General features: G+C 39.9%; 2 protein-coding genes. One reads left to right on the forward strand and one right to left on the reverse strand.

Annotated elements, in window-relative coordinates:
• Positions 1-233: 233 nt before the first annotated feature.
• Positions 234-857, forward strand: coding sequence for a VanZ family protein (locus NFS35_RS28895; RefSeq protein ID WP_251210392.1), 624 nt, complete (start codon positions 234-236; stop codon positions 855-857).
• Here the strand turns inward: NFS35_RS28895 and NFS35_RS28900 are convergent.
• Positions 849-1,080, reverse strand: a 232-nt coding sequence (locus NFS35_RS28900) for a hypothetical protein (RefSeq protein ID WP_251210393.1), incomplete at its 5' end; no start/stop codon positions are given. The genes NFS35_RS28895 and NFS35_RS28900 overlap by 9 nt on opposite strands.

The following is a 1,080-nucleotide window of genomic DNA, read 5'->3' on the forward strand; positions in this document are numbered from 1 at the left end:
AACTCTCCGCAAGAAGCCATGCTTTATCAGCTTTCCATGGAGATTTCGGTATAATAGAAGTTTCGGTATAACCGTTTGTGCATATTATGTAAATTGCGTGTTTTAAGGCATGGCGCGGATTTTATACCTTTGGGACAAAATGTCCCAAAGCTGAGGGAATAGACAGCACTATAAAAGTATGCTATGCTTGATTTCCAAGCAAATAGATAAATTCCGAATTTGTGGAGGGACATATGTTTCTTGAAATATATAATTCATTTAGAATGGAAATGAACTCCGGCACAATTTTAGGTTACTTTTTGCAAGCTGTACCGATTACGATTGTTGTTGGGATTTTGTATGCAGTTTGCAGATTAGTATTCTTAAAGCAAAGGAACGGCAATATTGCATGGATGTCAGAAACGATGCGGTTGCTGTTTGTGTGTTATCTGACCGGATTGTGCAGCCTTGTTATCCTGCCAATAGGTTTTTGGCTGGACATTTTTGATGGTATTTTCTTCGGCTGGTGGGAAGAAATGGTGCCGCTTTTTAAGCTCGGCGAGATTAACTTGATGCCTATTATCGTGAAGTGTCTAAGTGGTGAATACTCTCTCGGCAGTTGGGTAAAGGAGATGATCATCGGCAATGTTTTGATGTTTATACCATTTGGTTTTTTCCTTCCATTTGTCACCGAAAAGCTGAACAGCAAGAATGTTTTTGCAATGGCCGCAGCAGTCCCGATTATCGTAGAACTGTTTCAGCTTATTCTCGGCAGAAGTTTCGATATTGATGACTTGATTTGTAACTTTCTCGGAATTATAATTGGCTTCTTCATTGCTGTCGGGATAAAGGCAATCAGAAGAACCACTTCAAAATAAAAACAAGTCACCCCTCTTTTCTGTCCTCTTTTCTGGTGGTATATGAGAGGGCAACACTGGGGCCGGAAATAGCCGGGACGTATTTCCTACATAGTCCCCATGAAGTTTGGGACAAAATGTCCCAAAGCTGGGGCGGTACTTTTTATCTTTATAGGAAATTGCGTCTTTTGGAGTGACAAAAAGAAACATACGTTTTGCGAACATATGTTTGACAAAAAATAAA

The organism is Acetatifactor aquisgranensis, assembly GCF_943193215.1.
Lineage (GTDB): Bacteria > Bacillota > Clostridia > Lachnospirales > Lachnospiraceae > Acetatifactor > Acetatifactor aquisgranensis.